The organism is Enterobacter cloacae complex sp. 394I7 (assembly GCF_057320345.1).
This window is the reverse complement of record NZ_JBXWCR010000004.1, coordinates 170773-184497: the sequence shown is the minus strand read 5'-3', so window position 1 is coordinate 184497 and position 13725 is coordinate 170773. Positions and strand designations below refer to the sequence as shown.

The 13725-nt window shown below is 55.8% G+C and carries 15 protein-coding genes and 1 other RNA gene; 6 read left to right on the top strand and 10 right to left on the bottom strand.

The window, feature by feature from the left end; translation table 11 throughout:
- Positions 1-9 precede the first annotated feature (9 nt).
- Positions 10-720 (top strand): GNAT family N-acetyltransferase, encoded by a 711-nt coding sequence (locus AC2FAP_RS16715; protein WP_449541489.1) that lies wholly within the window; start codon positions 10-12, stop codon positions 718-720.
- On the opposite strand, the gene ykgO is transcribed toward AC2FAP_RS16715, so the two are convergent.
- Together ykgO and AC2FAP_RS16705 are read right to left on the bottom strand one after the other, a co-directional pair.
- Complete coding sequence (gene ykgO, locus AC2FAP_RS16710; RefSeq protein ID WP_003859006.1) at positions 717-857, bottom strand: type B 50S ribosomal protein L36; 141 nt, start codon at positions 855-857, stop codon at positions 717-719. The two genes, AC2FAP_RS16715 and ykgO, sit on opposite strands and share 4 nt — an antisense overlap.
- A 2-nt stretch (positions 858-859) precedes the next feature.
- Positions 860-1120 (bottom strand): type B 50S ribosomal protein L31, encoded by a 261-nt coding sequence (locus tag AC2FAP_RS16705; protein WP_010428154.1) that lies wholly within the window; start codon positions 1118-1120, stop codon positions 860-862.
- Between the two features lie 208 nt (positions 1121-1328).
- Here AC2FAP_RS16705 and AC2FAP_RS16700 point away from each other — a divergent pair, with 208 nt between their 5' ends.
- Positions 1329-2894, top strand: coding sequence for an EAL domain-containing protein (locus AC2FAP_RS16700; RefSeq protein WP_032677530.1), 1566 nt, complete (start codon positions 1329-1331; stop codon positions 2892-2894).
- On the opposite strand, the gene AC2FAP_RS16695 is transcribed toward AC2FAP_RS16700, so the two are convergent.
- Entirely contained in the window at positions 2887-3159 is a 273-nt protein-coding gene (locus AC2FAP_RS16695; protein ID WP_193163194.1) for a metal/formaldehyde-sensitive transcriptional repressor, read from the bottom strand. The genes AC2FAP_RS16700 and AC2FAP_RS16695 overlap by 8 nt on opposite strands.
- Positions 3160-3293: 134 nt before the next feature.
- On the opposite strand from AC2FAP_RS16695, the gene AC2FAP_RS16690 reads away from it, so the two are divergent.
- Positions 3294-4151, top strand: a complete 858-nt coding sequence (locus AC2FAP_RS16690) for a nickel/cobalt efflux protein RcnA (protein ID WP_449541490.1) — start codon at positions 3294-3296, stop codon at positions 4149-4151.
- A gap of 33 nt (positions 4152-4184) precedes the next feature.
- Here AC2FAP_RS16690 and AC2FAP_RS16685 read toward each other — a convergent pair whose 3' ends face one another.
- From AC2FAP_RS16685 to yczE, 3 genes are all read right to left on the bottom strand, one after another.
- Positions 4185-7277, bottom strand: a complete 3093-nt coding sequence (locus AC2FAP_RS16685; RefSeq protein ID WP_449541491.1) for a beta-galactosidase — start codon at positions 7275-7277, stop codon at positions 4185-4187.
- A 103-nt stretch (positions 7278-7380) separates the two neighbouring features.
- A complete protein-coding gene (locus tag AC2FAP_RS16680) occupies positions 7381-8451 on the bottom strand; it encodes a LacI family DNA-binding transcriptional regulator (RefSeq protein WP_025204847.1) in 1071 nt (356 codons plus the stop codon).
- 78 nt (positions 8452-8529) lie between these two features.
- The gene (yczE, locus tag AC2FAP_RS16675) at positions 8530-9141 is read right to left on the bottom strand and encodes a membrane protein YczE (RefSeq protein ID WP_014168890.1); all 612 of its coding nucleotides are present in this window, start codon (positions 9139-9141) and stop codon (positions 8530-8532) included.
- Positions 9142-9228: 87 nt separating this feature from the next.
- Here yczE and yczR point away from each other — a divergent pair, with 87 nt between their 5' ends.
- Positions 9229-10650 (top strand): MocR-like transcription factor YczR, encoded by a 1422-nt coding sequence (gene yczR / locus AC2FAP_RS16670; RefSeq protein ID WP_025204848.1) that lies wholly within the window; start codon positions 9229-9231, stop codon positions 10648-10650.
- An 80-nt stretch (positions 10651-10730) separates the two neighbouring features.
- On the opposite strand, the gene AC2FAP_RS16665 is transcribed toward yczR, so the two are convergent.
- The 3 genes from AC2FAP_RS16665 to ffs form a co-directional block, all read right to left on the bottom strand.
- Positions 10731-10946, bottom strand: a complete 216-nt coding sequence (locus tag AC2FAP_RS16665; RefSeq protein ID WP_014168888.1) for a hypothetical protein — start codon at positions 10944-10946, stop codon at positions 10731-10733.
- Positions 10943-11194 carry a hypothetical protein gene (locus tag AC2FAP_RS16660; RefSeq protein ID WP_020885198.1) on the bottom strand — a complete coding sequence of 84 codons (252 nt, stop codon included), beginning with the start codon at positions 11192-11194 and terminating at the stop codon, positions 10943-10945. The genes AC2FAP_RS16665 and AC2FAP_RS16660 overlap by 4 nt, the downstream gene beginning before the upstream one ends.
- A 267-nt stretch (positions 11195-11461) precedes the next feature.
- An RNA gene (gene ffs, locus AC2FAP_RS16655) (signal recognition particle sRNA small type) lies at positions 11462-11558 on the bottom strand.
- 170 nt (positions 11559-11728) lie between these two features.
- Here ffs and AC2FAP_RS16650 point away from each other — a divergent pair.
- Positions 11729-12040, top strand: coding sequence for an MGMT family protein (locus AC2FAP_RS16650; protein WP_020885199.1), 312 nt, complete (start codon positions 11729-11731; stop codon positions 12038-12040).
- 30 nt (positions 12041-12070) lie between these two features.
- On the opposite strand, the gene AC2FAP_RS16645 is transcribed toward AC2FAP_RS16650, so the two are convergent.
- Positions 12071-12598: a YbaY family lipoprotein gene (locus AC2FAP_RS16645; RefSeq protein ID WP_014168885.1), complete on the bottom strand. Its 528-nt coding sequence runs from the start codon at positions 12596-12598 to the stop codon at positions 12071-12073.
- A 203-nt stretch (positions 12599-12801) separates the two neighbouring features.
- On the opposite strand from AC2FAP_RS16645, the gene tesB reads away from it, so the two are divergent.
- Positions 12802-13662, top strand: coding sequence for an acyl-CoA thioesterase II (tesB, locus tag AC2FAP_RS16640; RefSeq protein ID WP_020885200.1), 861 nt, complete (start codon positions 12802-12804; stop codon positions 13660-13662).
- The last annotated feature ends 63 nt before the right edge of the window (positions 13663-13725 follow it).

The following is a 13725-nucleotide window of genomic DNA, read 5'->3' as shown; positions in this document are numbered from 1 at the left end:
GACAGTAAAATGAAAACATTCAACGAGTTTGGACAGCCAGTAGGCGAGGCGCTTATCGACTGGCAACCCCGCCAGCACCCTTCACGTGTGGTGCTTCAGGGCCACTATTGTCGCCTTGAGCCGCTGCGAGTAGAGCACGCTGAGGCGTTGTTCAGCGCGTATTCTCTGGCCGAAGATACCCGCAGCTGGACGTGGCTGCTGCGTGAGCCGGATGCCAGCGCAGAGGCGTTTGCAGGATGGGTAGAAAGCGTGCGTGACTTATCCGATCCGATTCACTTTAGCGTTATCGACAACCAGACCCAGTCTCCGGTCGGCACGCTGGCTCTGATGCGGATCGATCCAACCAACGGCGTCGTGGAGGTGGGACATGTTCATTTCTCCCCGCTGCTCAGCCGCACGCCGATGTCGACGGAAGCGCAATATCTGCTGATGCGATACGTGTTCGACACCCTTGGGTATCGTCGATACGAGTGGAAGTGCAACAGCCTGAATGCGCCTTCGCGCAAGGCGGCACTGCGTCTTGGCTTTCAGTTTGAGGGGCGTTTTCGTCAGGCGCTGGTCACGAAAGGTCATAACCGGGATACCGACTGGTTTTCGATTCTCGACAAAGAGTGGCCGGCGCTGGCGAGTGCCTTTGAAGGCTGGCTTGCCACCGACAATTTTACTGCCGATGGCAACCAGAAAAGATCCCTGGAAAGCTGGCGCGAAGTACGCGTCTAGCGTCTTTTCTTACGTCCCTGAACCGCCTTAAAGCGCGGATTGGATTTGCAAATCACGTATAAGCGTCCCTTGCGTTTGACTATCTGGCAATCTGGGTGACGCTGTTTTGCACTGCGCAATGAGTTAAGTACCTGCATGGTTATCCCCGCTTCGCATTAAGAAAGCCGCCGAAACGCTTACGGAAGCGCGCCGCACTGCCATCCGTCGAGAACGTTTTCTGCTTGCCGGTGTAGAACGGGTGCGATTTTGAAGAGACCTCGATGGTAATATACGGATATGTTTCACCGTCGAGTTCAATTTCGCGGTCGGTCTTAATGGTTGAGCCGACTTTAAAGTATTCATTAGCACTGGTGTCGTGGAACACCACGGTGCGATAGGCTGGGTGGATATCTGGTTTCATCGTAAACTCTTTATGTTTTGTTATAACATAACAAAATAATATCTAACCCCTGCTGAAAAAACAACCCCTCTGCCCCGACGATATTTTCTTTTGTGCCGTAAATCATGACCTGCACGTGCTATAACTTTATCATTTAGCGGTAAAATCTTTCTCCTCTGGCAGGTTTTTCAGCGCCCAGGAGCGGGCATAAGAGGAAGGAGACAGCACCATGAAAACCCGACATCTGGTCAGTCTGGTGACCGGTGTACTTATCATTGCGGTACTGGTTCCGATTAGCCTGAGCATCTGGCTGGCACATCGCCAGGCGGAAGATAAGTTTGTCGATGCGCTGGATAGCTATGCCTCACGCGTGCTGATACGTACCGCCAGGGTAGTGGATGATGCAAAGGAAGCGCTCAATAGCCTGCAGACCTTTAAAGGGATCCCCTGTAGCGTTATGCATTTAAGGGAGATGCGGCGGGTCGCTTTTTCATGGCGTTATGTTCAGGAAGTTATTTATATCAACAATCTTGAGCCCCTTTGCTCGTCCCTGGAACAAACCAGTCAGTCGGCCCCTTTCCCGCCGCCCATGCGAATCACGGAAGATGGTTATGGCACATGGCTCACCACGCAAAACGATCTCGGTTTTAGCCGCTACATGGCGGTCCTGGGTCGGGGCCACTATCTGGTGCTGGTGGATCCTGCCTCGCTTGTCGATGTGATCCCTTTCGGTGAGATCGCCACAGATGCCGCCCTGGTGGGCAGCAAATCACATCTCATTTTTGCCAGCAGCAGCAAGCTCGATCCGCATATCCGCAATCTGGTTAAGGATCAGGGCGTCACCCGCATTCAGTACAACGGCTCGATATACATTATGAAGCCTGTTCCTGAACTGGGGTTTACGGTGGTCGCCTGGGCGGCGTTAAAACCGCTGGCTGAAACCTGGCACAAGCAACTTCTTATCTGGCTGCCGTTCGGCATACTGATAAGCCTGCTTGCCGCACTCTTTGTTTTGCGACTGCTGCGTCGCATCCAGTCGCCACGCAACCGCCTGCTTGACGCCATCAATAACCGGGAATTTGTGGTGCATTACCAGCCCATTATTGAACTCTCTAGCGGGAAGATTGTGGGCGCAGAGGCGCTAACCCGCTGGCCCCAGCCTGACGGGAGCAGCCTTTCACCGGATATTTTTGTGCCGCTTGCTGAGCAAACGGGGCTCATCTCGCAGCTGACGCATTTGGTCATTGAAAAGGTATTTGAGGATATGGGCTACTGGCTGCACCTTCACGCCGGTCAGCATATTTCCATTAACCTCGCGCCGGCCGATTTGACCTCGGGAAAACTCCCGCCACTGCTGAGTCACTTAATGAATAAGTGGAAAGTCCATCCGCAACAGATCGCCCTTGAGTTAACCGAGCGCGGCTTTGCCGATCCTAAAATCAGCGCACCGGCCATCGCCGCCTTTCGTCATTCAGGCCACGCAATCTATATTGATGATTTCGGTACGGGCTATTCCAGCCTGAGCTACCTGCAGGATCTGGATGTCGACACGCTAAAAATTGATAAAGCGTTTGTGGATGCACTGGAATATAAAAACGTGACGCCACACATTATTGAAATGGCAAAATCGCTGAAGCTGGCGATGGTTGCGGAAGGCGTGGAGACCGAAGGGCAACTCGCCTGGCTACGTCGTCACGGCGTGCAGTATGGGCAGGGTTGGTACTACAGCAAGGCGTTGCCGAAAGCGGACTTTATTCTTTGGGCGGAAGATAACCTCAAAACACATCCTACTTAAGATAGGATTTGATCACCTGTAACACGACGCCAAGATCGGCTTCGCGCTGAGCTTCTTCAGGCTCTTTCACCACATGATCGGTGAGATGACCTTCGATCACCTGCATCATCATGCCGTTTACCGCGCCGCGGATCGCCGCCAGCTGTTGTAACACGTCGGAGCATTCGTGGTCGCTATTGAGCATTTTTTCCAGGGCAGCGCTTTGCCCCTGAATTTTCTTCAGGCGAGTCAATAACATCTTCTTGTCGCGAACCGTATGTGACATCTCTGTCTCCCTTATCGTATGGCTTTTAAAGCATATCATGCTCTACTCCCCCTGAGTATTTTTCTACTGGGGGGTAGTATTAGACTACTGGGGGGGAGTAGTATCTGAACACGCTTTCCACTCCGGAATTTTCCATGAACGATTTTGCTTCACTCCTCCAGCAGGGCAATGCCTGGCTGTTTGTACCCAGCGCTATCCTCCTCGGCGCGCTGCATGGCCTGGAGCCGGGCCACTCCAAAACGATGATGGCCGCGTTTATTGTGGCTATTCGCGGTACGCTGAAACAGGCAGTGTTGCTTGGTCTGGCGGCAACGCTTTCCCATACGGCGGTGGTCTGGATCATTGCCATGGCAGGATTATGGTTTGGCCGGGGCTGGGATGCGCATACGTCTGAGCCCTGGTTCCAGCTGGTCTCGGGGATACTGATCGTGCTGATCGCCCTGTGGATGGCCTGGCGAACCTGGAAGGAGAGTCAGCCACACGATCACCACCATCATCACGATCACCATGACCATCATCATGACCACCATCATGATCATCACGACCATGACCATGACCATGACCACCATCATGATCATCACGACCATGGGCATCCACTGGTTGAAGAAGAGTGGCAGGACGCCCACCAGCGCGCGCATGCACAGGATATTAACCGCCGCTTCAACGGCCAGAACGTTACCACCGGACAAATTGCACTGTTTGGCCTGACCGGAGGGCTTATCCCCTGCCCGGCCTCAATCACGGTCCTGCTCATCTGCCTGCAGCTGAAGCATTTTGCCCTCGGCGCAACGCTGGTATTCAGCTTCAGTATTGGTCTGGCGTTAACGCTGGTCGCTTCCGGTGCAATTGCCGCCCTGAGCCTTAAGCATGCGACAAAACGCTGGCCGGGTTTCAGCGAGTTTTCACGAAAAGCACCGTGGATCTCCGCTGCCCTGATTACTGTGGTCGGGATTTACATGAGCCTGCACGGCCTGAGCGGTATCCTGGCGTAAGCGAGGCGGCCACTGCTGTGGCCGCCTCTTTGCTCAGTCAGGGTTCTGCTGCCAGCTGAAGGTATAGCGAAGCTGGCGTTTCTGCAGAATAAATTCCGGCGAGACGCTGGGGCTCCACGAGTCATCACCGCCCACGCCCATATGGAACGCGTCCAGGTTAAGCCAACACCCCGGCTCCTCGCGCAACAGATGATGGTGAGTTGTCTCATGCAACTGCTGCTGGCTGTAGCGGCTGACGGAGAAATGGAACAGGCCATTCAGCCGATGCGCGCCCAGCAGCAGTTCACGGGTATCACAGCGCAGACCATTTTCTGTCGGGAAGATGTAAGGCGTGTGCATGGCTTCCAGCGGTAATGTCCAGCGCCCCTGCTGAGCCGCCAGCGTTCTGTCCGGGTAATTTTCATGTGGCCCAAGCCCCAGCCATTGAACCGTTTCCGGCGTTGCGGCAAGGTGAACACTCAGGCCTACGCGTGCCGGTTCCGGGATATCAGACGCAATATCGACCTGAACATCGCCATGCAGAACGCCCCGATCGTCCACCCGCCAGATTTTACGGCTCAGGAAAAGCGCTTTACCGCGATACTCCCAGACATGCAGGGTTTTCACCACCGCCTCGGCTGCATGCTGCTCTCCTTCACAGTGCAGTAATCGCGGGGTGAGCTCGTACATGCCTGCCGCTTTCCAGCGTTCAACCCACGCATTCGGATCGATTCGCGTGGCCTCGCTCACGCCAATATCATTGTCCAGCGGTGCGCGGCTAACGTTATCCGTCAGCGGTGAGAGCAGCGTTTCAACGCCATTGCGCCACCATTGCGTCAGGTGTCCTGATGCGCGGTTGAACTGCCAGCGTTGCTGCTGATGCACCAGCTCAAGCACGTCGCCAGTTTGCGTTAACACCGGCGGTACACCTTCTGGCACTGGCGGGGCGATATACAGGGGCGTCGGAACCGGCCACTGCTCCCACGCGCAGCGATGGTTTGCCGGTGACCACGGCGTCGCCCGCGGCTGGTGCACTTCAACGTTCAGCCAGACGTCACCCGCTTCAGGCGCCAGCGCTGGCAGGTTGATGTCCAGACGCTGTGTGCCCTGGGGAGCAATGGAGAGCGTCACGTCCCCCCTGGCCAGCACGCTGCCGTCACGGACAAGGGTCCAGCGTAGCACCTCGTTATCGGTATGACGGAACAGGTAATCGCTGTGGACTTCAATCACCAGCGGAGACGTACTTACCCGCGTAAAGGTGAAAAACTGCTGAGCGCGCTGGGCTTCATACAGTGCCGGATGCGGTGTGCGATCGGGAAAAACCAGCCCGTTAAGGCAGAACTGGCGGTCATTGGGCGTGTCGCCAAAGTCTCCCCCGTAGGCCCAGAACGGTGTGCCATTGTCGTCTTTTCTGGTCAGCGCCTGATCAACCCAGTCCCAGACAAATCCCCCCTGCAGGCGAGGATGGCGGCGAAACGCCTGCCAGTATTTGGCAAAACCACCGAAGCTGTTCCCCATCGCGTGGGCGTATTCACAGAGAATAAGCGGACGCGTTTCATCCGGCATGCCGATCCATTTTTTAACAGACCATTTCGGTACCGCCGGGAAGGGCTGATCCTGATCGACCCGGGCATACATCGGGCACACGATATCGGTCGCTGCCGTATTCGCCCCACCGCCTTCGTACTGCACCGGACGCGTCGGATCGGTGGTTTTCAGCCAGCGATACAGTGCGTCATGGTTCGCGCCATGGCCGGACTCATTCCCCAGCGACCAGATGATAATCGAAGGATGATTGCGGTCGCGCTGCACCATGCGGGTGACGCGTTCGCTCATGGCAGGCAGCCAGTGCGGATCGTCAGCAAGGCGACTCATCGGCACCATGCCATGGGTTTCAATATTGGCTTCGTCGACGACATACAAACCGTAGCGGTCGCAAAGCGTGTACCACAGCGGATGGTTCGGATAGTGCGAGCAGCGCACGGCGTTAAAGTTATGCTGCTTCATGAGTTCGATATCGCGGCGCATCGTCGCTTCATCCATCACCTGGCCGTTTTCCGGGTGATGCTCATGCCGGTTAACGCCACGGATCAGCAGGGGTTTACCGTTGAGCTTCAGCAGGCCATTGCTGATCTCTATGCGGCGGAACCCCACATCGCAGGCCTCCGTTTCCAGCACCTCACCCTGCGCGTTCAGAAGGGTCATCGTCAGGCGATAAAGTTCCGGCGTTTCCGCACTCCACAAGGCAGGCGCCTCAACGGGGAGCGTCACCGTTAGCCGCTCGGCCCAGTCGCCGCGCTCATCGACAGCGGCAGTGCCCGGCCGCCCGGTGGCACTGGCGCATTTTTCGCCGTTGCGCCACAGGGTAAACGCCACCTCACACTCCGCAAACTGTGCGCCTGCGAGCGCGAGATCCACCTTCAGCACCGCGCGATCTCGCTCCGCATTCAGGTCAGTCACAACCTGATAATCGGCAATGTGCGTCTCTGGCTTATGCAGCAGCGACACATCGCGGAAAATCCCGCTCATGCGCCACATGTCCTGATCTTCCAGATAGCTCCCGTCGCACCAGCGCAACACCATGACCGCAATGCGGTTCTGGCCAGGACGCAGTACCGCTGAGAGATCGAATTCGGCGGGCAGTCGGCTGTCCTGTGAATAACCGATCCATTGACCGTTACACCACAGATGAAACGCCGAATTCACGCCATCGAAGATAATGCAGGTTTGGCCGCTCTGCAGCCAGGCTTCATCCATCTCAAATGTGAGCGAGTAACAACCTGTTGGGTTTTCTTGCGGCACAAACGGTGGGTTTACGGGGATCGGATAGGTCACGTTGGTGTAGATGGGCGTGTCGAACCCCTGCATCTGCCAGTTAGAGGGCACGGGCATCAGCACGGCATCGGCGCAATCTTCACCGACCCATACCGAAGGAACCTGCTCTGGTGCAGGAAAGAAGCTAAAACGCCACTCCCCGTTAAGAAGGCGTCGGCTGACGGTTCCCCCGTCTTCTCTGGCGGAGTGTTCATCACGCCAGCTGTGCAAGGGAGCATGTGCTGCCAGGCGGTTCCACTGGGTGACTCCGGGATTTTCCCAGTCCCGACGAGCCAGAAGTGCGCTAAGGGTCAGCGATGGAGTGTTGGACATATTAACCTCTTTGCGAAGCGCTCACAATTTTAGCTAACATGCCCTGGCTACCGGGTGCGGTAAAGCATCGGATCGCGGGGTAGCGAGTCAGATCACAAAAGTCTTACCGGCGGGCAAGTTGCTCAGCCGCTAGCGCCAGGCTCCTGAGCTGCTGTGCCAGACCCTCGCGTTCGATCTGCTGCGGATCGTGGCGAGCGGTAGAATGGCGGGTCACCAGCGTCACCGGAAGCTGAACCTGCCAGCATGCGTCACCCTCAACTGGCGCCAGCAGCCACTCCACGCTTCGCTCGCCGGCCTCGCGAAAAGCCTGGCGAATGGTGGTCAGTGGGGGAGAAAACCAGGCGCTGTCTGCCGTATCGTCGAACCCGACAACCGACATCTGGCCCGGGATCGCGGTCCCTTTTTCCGCACAGGCACGCATCACCCCCAGCGCCATTTGGTCGTTCGCGACCACTATCGCATCCGGGAGTTGCGCGGCAGATAACAGCAAATGTCCTTTCTCATAGCCGCTTGCCGCACTCCAGTCGCCGTGCGCCACCGCGACAGCCTCAAGCCCGGCCTGTGCCAGCGTGGTGTTCCAGCCTGCGAGACGTGCCCGGGCAGAGACAGAGCTTTCCGGTCCGCTCAGCAGCGCTATACGCTCATGCCCCAGCGAAAGCAGATGCTCAATCCCGAGACGAGCACCCTGCTCTGCATTAAACACAAGGCTGTTTACCTGAGCCGAGGGCGAGACATCCAGAAACAGCACCGGAATGGGCGATGCGAGGGCTTTCAGCGCTTCAGCATGAGGATCCTCCAGCGGCACATTCACCAGCAGAGCTTCCACACGCTGCGCCAGCAACGCCTGAAGGGCAGACTGGCACTGCTGTGGATGTTCCACCATTGAGATAAGCACGCTCGCCCCCTGCTCAACCGCCCGGGATTTTACCGCCGAAACAATTTGCGAAGGGGCGTGCAGCGCCAGATCGGTAGTAATAAGACCAAGCGTACGGGTACGTTTACCCGCCAGCTGTTGTGCCCTGAGATTGGGGACGTAGTGCAGTTCCGCCATCGCCTGCTGCACCTTTTCCCGCGTGCGGGCAGAGACATGCTCCGCGTCGTTAATCACACGGGAAACGGTCTGATAAGAAACCCCCGCAAGGAGGGCAACATCATAAAGAGTGATTGCTTTCATGCATTCTGGCATCGCGTCATTCGAAGGCCACTATTCTGACACAGCGTCGCCATGAAAACATGTGAGCGCTTCGCAGAATTAAACAACCCGCTCCGGCTGGGGGGCCTTCTCAACGCGCGGCTTATAACGGAACAGAGGCAAGCAGATCTGGATAAGCGGGCCAATGGTCAGCGCATACGCGACGGTGCCTATCCCGAACGTTCCGCCCAGCATGCACCCAATCAGCAGCACGGACACTTCAATCGAAGTACGTACGCTGCGGATGGACCATCCCATACGGGCATGGATCCCGGTCATGAGACCGTCGCGCGGGCCCGCCCCGAAACCGGCACCGATATACATACCGGTGGCTATCGCGTTCACGACAATTCCGGCCACCAGCAGCGCGATACGCAGGGGCAGCGAGGTCACCTCGGGGATCAGGGCCATGGAGGCATCTGCCGCCAGGCCAATAATAATCACGTTACTGAGGGTTCCCAGACCAGGCATCTGACGCAGCGGGATCCACAGCAGCAGTACCGCCGCACCGGTTAAAATAATCACCATCCCAATGCTCAACCCCAACTGGATTGCCACGCCAAGGTGGAAGACGTCCCACGGATCGAGCCCCAGATCCGAACGAATAAACATCGTGGTTGAAAGCCCATACAGCCCTAAACCGACATACAGTTGTAGCAGACGACGTACCATTTTTTATCTTCTCCAGTGAACCAGGCTTTCATCTTGAGCGAAAATGGCATTATGATTAATGTCCAGTTTTCAAATAGTGGACTGCACATGTCATCTCGCCGCTTCGGAAGCCAGTCATTGGTACGCCTGTTAGGCCACTGGCAACAAACCTCGTCCCGGACCCCGCTCTGGCGTCAGCTGGCGGATGCGTTACGCCTGTTAATTCTTGATGGCCGACTGGCGCTTAACACCCGTCTACCCGGCGAGCGGGAGCTGGCCACTGCGCTGGATGTGAGCCGGACCACCATCAGCAGCGCACTCGCCCATCTGCGTGAGGAAGGTTATCTTGAAAGCCGTCACGGCAGCGGTTCACGCGTGATCCTGCCCGACACACGCGCCGTGCCAACCCTTTCAGCAGCCAGTGCCGCGCTGGATCTCTCCACCGCGGCGCTCAATGCCGGGCCTGAGATCCACCAGGCCTATACCCATGCGCTCACGGCCATTACGCAACATCTCTCGCTTACGGGTTACGATCAGCTTGGGTTGCCGGCGCTGCGGGAAGCCATCGCCGCACGCTATACCGCGCGGGGGCTTCCGACCCGGACAGACGAGGTGATGGTGGTCAATGGCGCGGTCAGCGGTTTTGCGCTGGTCCTGCGGATGATGACCGGTCCGGGGGATCGCGTCGTGGTCGATCATCCCACTTACCCGCTGGCGATCGCCGCCATTCAGGGAGCGCAGTGCCGTCCAGTGGGTGTGTCGCTGCCGGAAACGGGCTGGGATACCCATGGGTTTGCCGCAACGCTTGCCCAGACAGCGCCGCGCCTGGCATACCTGATGCCCGATTTTCATAACCCTACCGGGCGATGCATGGATATTCCCACCCGTCAGGCAATCACCGAGATTGCCGCGCAAACCCGCACGACGCTGGTAGTAGATGAAACGATGGTGGATCTGTGGTTTGACTCGCCCCCCCCGCCGCCGCTGGCGTCATTCAACCCGCAGGCCACCGTGATAACGTTAGGCTCTGCCGGAAAAAGTTTCTGGGGCGGCCTTCGTCTTGGCTGGATCCGTGCCTCCTCGCGCACCATCGCTACGCTTGCCCAGACGCGGGATACCCTGGATTTAGGATCGCCCATGCTCGAACAGCTGGCGACGCTGTGGCTTATCAATAACAGCGAAACGTTTTTGCCCGCTCGCCGGAAGATGCTGGCAGAACGGCGAGATCAATGCGGCGCGCTGTTGCGCGAGCACTTCCCTGAATGGACATTCCATGAAGCGGAAGGCGGGCTTTCCTACTGGATTGAACTGCCGGGGATGCTGGCAACACAACTTGCTGCACGCGCAGAGATACTGGGAATCAACCTGGGGACCGGCACGCGGTTTGGTTTATCGGGTGCGTTTGATCGGTATTTACGTATGCCCTTTTCACTCGATCCGGCTGAGCTTGAACAGGCATTACTGAGAATTAAACCCTTGTGGCTCGCCTTGAATAAAAACGTGCCATCAATAAAAAGAAGTCTGGTTTGATATAAAAAATTTGAAGTGGATCATAAAATAAAAACTGCTGACTGTCACAGATACAGTCAGCAGTTTTCACCATTCAAGATTTAGTGCTGAGGAGGAATAGGAAAACCTTTCAGTGAAATAACGAAATTTTCACCGTCTTTCTTTATTTTTGCGCCGGTATCACACCAGTCAGACGCAATACGAAAGAACTCATCACTTCCTACATTCCAGCCAAGACGTACATGCTTCACGTAGCCTGAACGCAACAGATCGCAGGCCTCGTTGTAGTCACTGGCAGTTGACAGTTGTTGTTTCATTTTCTCTTCTTAAGAATTTTACGTAGAGCCTTGATTTCTTTAGGAGTAAATGGAGAAACACTCTCTTCTTCCGTATGCTGGTTATCAATATCCTCTTCCGATACTCCCGCCTCTTCTACCGCTTCGAATGCCAGCAGCAGCAGTTTCTCTGTCGTCACGCTTAAATTCTCGTTATTAACTTCAGCATAGTGGCGAAGTCTTTCTTTTAGCGCTTGATCAATCTTAACGTTTAACACCGCAGTAGCCATGTTTGTCACTTCCCTTCGGAATAAGTACTTTATTTAATACACGAACTTACCAATGTTATCCAGATATATATTTTTAAGTTATGACAGAAAAAAGACATCCGATATTAAAATGACAGTCTATTATTACAGGTTTATGACAGTAATATTTCAATGCAATGAAATATATATTACATACGTCAGTAAAGTCCTAATAACGTTGTGGATTAAAGGCTATTCGAAGCGAAGAGAAACAGGGAGAGTGTTGATGAGAGCAGAAATGGGTGGGGGCCCTGCCAGCTACATCCCGGCACACACGTCGTCTGCCCTGGCTGCTTCCTTCCGGACCTGACCTGGTGAACAGAGTAGCGTTGCGGGAGAACCAACAGAGCCCCCATTGAGAGCGTTGATAACCAACGCGCTGGCGCATTATCCCTGTGCTTACCGCCAATTGCAAGCGACCCGCAACTGGATGCTGGTTTCTTGCGCAAACTGGCGCAGCAATTGGGTTTATCTTCGTTTAACATGACTGTCCAGACATTCCCCAGAGGTTGACGTATGGACGAACATGACTCCTTTCCACAACGCGTATGGCAAATTGTGGCCTCTGTGCCGGAAGGTTATGTCACCACCTATGGCGACGTAGCGCGTCTGGCCGGTTCTCCGCGTGCGGCGCGGCAGGTCGGTGGCGTACTGAAAAGGTTGCCCGAAGGAAGCACCCTGCCCTGGCATCGGGTGGTAAATCGTCATGGGACAATCTCGTTGACCGGGCCGGATCTGCAGCGCCAGCGTCAGGCGTTACTGTCAGAAGGGGTGCAGGTGTCGGGGTCAGGACAGATTGATTTGCAAAAGTACCGCTGGGTGTATTAAACCCTCTCCCGGAGGAGAGGGTTTAAAGCGTTACATCTGGGTCGGAGGGGTTGGCAGAGACGGTTGGTTAGTCTGTGGCGCAACCGGCACTTCGGTTTGCTGTACCGGAACCAGGTTCAGGTCAACTTTTGTCCCGCCGTGGTTAATCGCTTCCTGCACCGTATCGGTGATAAACACCAGTTTATCGTTGATCGTTACTGCTGCGCTCAGGAGGATACGGGCATTAGGCTGCACGTCTGATGGGTTATACGGCAACACGAAGCTAAACGGTGCCTGCTTACCTTCCGTACGCACGGCACGCTGGGCCAATACTTTAGACGGCGCGTCTGCCAGGGAAGCATCAGACAGGGTTACCGTTAATACCGCATCTGGCGGTAACGCGACTTTCTGTTTAATCCAGATAGTCCCGGAAACGTTAGGCTGCTGAATGGACTGCTGTGAGAGTGTATTAATCCCGTTTGGATCTGCTGCTGGCACCGGCACCTGGGCGCTCTTTCCTGCACAGGCGGACAACGCCACCGCAATTGCTACACCACTTAGCATGGGCACGAGTTTCATTGAAGTCTCCTTATCATCAATGCACCAGCGGGATCGATCCCATCCGATGTCGTTTCAATCACATAACACAGGTAAGTTTGGCACAGATCACTGATTTATGCCTAAAATCGTCCAGATATTCAGATTATTCTACCCATCGGACCACTTTCATTTCTGCGTTATACTCTGCCTATCTTTCGCTACGGCGTTTATTGAGGACAACTATGAGTCAGGCACTGAACAATCTGCTGACATTACTGAATCTGGAAAAAATTGAGGAAGGACTCTTTCGCGGACAGAGCGAAGATCTCGGCTTACGCCAGGTCTTCGGCGGGCAAGTCGTAGGACAAGCGCTCTACGCAGCAAAGGAGACCGTCCCTGCAGACCGTCTGGTGCACTCATTTCACAGCTACTTCTTACGCCCTGGTGATAGCGCGAAACCCATCGTGTATGACGTTGAGGTATTGCGGGATGGCAACAGCTTTAGCGCGCGTCGTGTCGCGGCGGTTCAGAATGGCAAGCCTATCTTTTATATGACTGCCTCGTTCCAGGCCCCGGAACCGGGCTATGAGCATCAGAAAACGATGCCACCCGCGCCGTCGCCAGACGATCTCAAATCCGAGACCGATATCGCCCGTGCGCTGGCGCATCTGCTTCCACCGCAGGTAAAGGAGAAGTTTCTCTGCGATAAACCGCTTGAGATCCGCCCTGTCGAATTCCATAACCCGATGAAAGGTCACACGGCCGAGCCGAAGCGCCAGGTCTGGATCCGCGCTAACGGTACCGTGCCCGCGGATTTCCGCGTTCATCAGTATTTGCTGGGTTATGCTTCAGATTTCAACTTCCTGCCGGTGGCGCTGCAGCCGCACGGCGTGGGCTTCCTTGAAAAAGGGATGCAGGTGGCCACCATCGATCACTCCATGTGGTTCCATCGTCCGTTCGACATGAACGAGTGGCTGCTCTACAGCGTGGAGAGTACCTCGGCGTCAAGCGCGCGCGGCTTTGTGCGCGGTGAGTTTTACACTCAGGATGGCGTGCTGGTCGCGTCGACGGTGCAGGAAGGGGTAATGCGTAACCGCGGGTGATGTTGTACTGCGGCCCTCTCCCGACGGGAGAGGGAACAAAACGAAAACGGCAACCCAGGGTTG

Coding starts and splice junctions, on each gene's coding strand:
- AC2FAP_RS16715 (WP_449541489.1), top strand. CDS start 10: ATGAAAACATTCAACGAGTTTGGACAGCCAGTAGGCGAGGCGCTTATC.
- ykgO (WP_003859006.1), bottom strand. CDS start 857: ATGCAGGTACTTAACTCATTGCGCAGTGCAAAACAGCGTCACCCAGAT.
- AC2FAP_RS16705 (WP_010428154.1), bottom strand. CDS start 1,120: ATGAAACCAGATATCCACCCAGCCTATCGCACCGTGGTGTTCCACGAC.
- AC2FAP_RS16700 (WP_032677530.1), top strand. CDS start 1,329: ATGAAAACCCGACATCTGGTCAGTCTGGTGACCGGTGTACTTATCATT.
- AC2FAP_RS16695 (WP_193163194.1), bottom strand. CDS start 3,159: ATGTCACATACGGTTCGCGACAAGAAGATGTTATTGACTCGCCTGAAG.
- AC2FAP_RS16690 (WP_449541490.1), top strand. CDS start 3,294: ATGAACGATTTTGCTTCACTCCTCCAGCAGGGCAATGCCTGGCTGTTT.
- AC2FAP_RS16685 (WP_449541491.1), bottom strand. CDS start 7,277: ATGTCCAACACTCCATCGCTGACCCTTAGCGCACTTCTGGCTCGTCGG.
- AC2FAP_RS16680 (WP_025204847.1), bottom strand. CDS start 8,451: ATGAAAGCAATCACTCTTTATGATGTTGCCCTCCTTGCGGGGGTTTCT.
- yczE (WP_014168890.1), bottom strand. CDS start 9,141: ATGGTACGTCGTCTGCTACAACTGTATGTCGGTTTAGGGCTGTATGGG.
- yczR (WP_025204848.1), top strand. CDS start 9,229: ATGTCATCTCGCCGCTTCGGAAGCCAGTCATTGGTACGCCTGTTAGGC.
- AC2FAP_RS16665 (WP_014168888.1), bottom strand. CDS start 10,946: ATGAAACAACAACTGTCAACTGCCAGTGACTACAACGAGGCCTGCGAT.
- AC2FAP_RS16660 (WP_020885198.1), bottom strand. CDS start 11,194: ATGGCTACTGCGGTGTTAAACGTTAAGATTGATCAAGCGCTAAAAGAA.
- AC2FAP_RS16650 (WP_020885199.1), top strand. CDS start 11,729: ATGGACGAACATGACTCCTTTCCACAACGCGTATGGCAAATTGTGGCC.
- AC2FAP_RS16645 (WP_014168885.1), bottom strand. CDS start 12,598: ATGAAACTCGTGCCCATGCTAAGTGGTGTAGCAATTGCGGTGGCGTTG.
- tesB (WP_020885200.1), top strand. CDS start 12,802: ATGAGTCAGGCACTGAACAATCTGCTGACATTACTGAATCTGGAAAAA.